At 64.4% G+C, this 1,081-nt stretch carries 1 protein-coding gene and 1 pseudogene; both read right to left on the bottom strand.

Going from position 1 to position 1,081, the window contains the following annotated elements; all coding sequences use genetic code 11:
- Positions 1-258, bottom strand: a pseudogene (locus tag EOA29_RS37470) (glyoxalase); the annotation flags it as partial.
- A gap of 89 nt (positions 259-347) precedes the next feature.
- On the bottom strand, positions 348-1,081 hold a 734-nt coding region (locus EOA29_RS37465; protein ID WP_245468753.1), incomplete at its 5' end, for an AraC family transcriptional regulator.

Genomic DNA, 1,081 nt, shown 5'->3' with positions numbered 1-1,081 from the left:
GTCGACGGCGACGTAGATCGACTTGCCGCCACCGCCGCCCGGCTCGCCGACCATCTTGCCGTAGTCGTCGTCGCGCGCCGTGCCCAGCATGATCATCGAGGAGGCGAAGGTCAGCTCTGCATGATGGACGATATCGCCATCGCCATAGCGGGCACGCACTTCGAAGCCGAACGCATCGCGGAGCCAGTCGATCATCTGGGCCGCGTTCCTGTAGCGTAAGGCGGGATAGATGCGAGGTGCTTCCGTTGCCGTGGGCATGACAAACTCCCTGATGACTTGATGGAAGCCAATCTCAGGCTAAAGCGTTCCGGCGTCTTGAAGAAATGTTACCTGGTCGGGGCGAGAGCCTATGCCAGCGCGGCGAGCGCGGTCGGCGTTTCGCCGGCAAGTTGGCGGAACTCGCGAACCAGATGCGCCTGGTCGGCATAGCCGCAATCGGCGGCGATGCCGGCCCAGTCATCGTCCTGCCGCTTCGACAGGGAAAGCGCGCGGTTGAAGCGCACGATGCGTGACAATGTCTTCGGGCCGATGCCGATCGCGTCGGTGAATTTGGCCGCGAGATGCTTGCGGCTCCAGCCGATCTCGCCGGCGATCGCGGAAACGCGGGTGCGGCCGCCCGATGCAATGACCGTCCTATAGGCCCAGGCGATTTCCGGCGACAACGCATTTGCCTCCGCAAGGCGGCCGGCGATGAAGCCTTCGGCTATGTCGAAGCGCGTGTCCCAATCCGACGCTTCGCCGAGCCGTTCGCGCAATGCGATGCCGTCAAAGCCCAGCGCATCGTCCAACCCGACCATGCGGTCCCGCAACTCGCTCATCGGCAGGCCGAAGAATTGCCTGGCGCCCAGCGGCGTGAAATTGACCTGGACGCAGCAGGCGCCGCCGAAGGATTCGATCATGACCGGCCCGGCATAGAGGCCGGCGGCGAAGCTGGCGTAGCGGTCATTGTCGCCTGGGCTGCGGCCGAGCCCGATCGCAAAGGCCTCGGCGAAGCTGATCACCAGCGGCACGGTGAGCGAGGCATATTCCACGATGCGGAAATGGCCGGGCGATATCTCACGGTAGCCGCAGATATCGGTGA

Origin of the sequence: Mesorhizobium sp. M1E.F.Ca.ET.063.01.1.1 (assembly GCF_003998155.1) — a bacterium.
Classification (GTDB): Bacteria; Pseudomonadota; Alphaproteobacteria; order Rhizobiales; family Rhizobiaceae; genus Mesorhizobium.
Note: the sequence above shows the minus strand (reverse complement) of the source record. Positions and strands in the feature narration are given on the sequence as shown.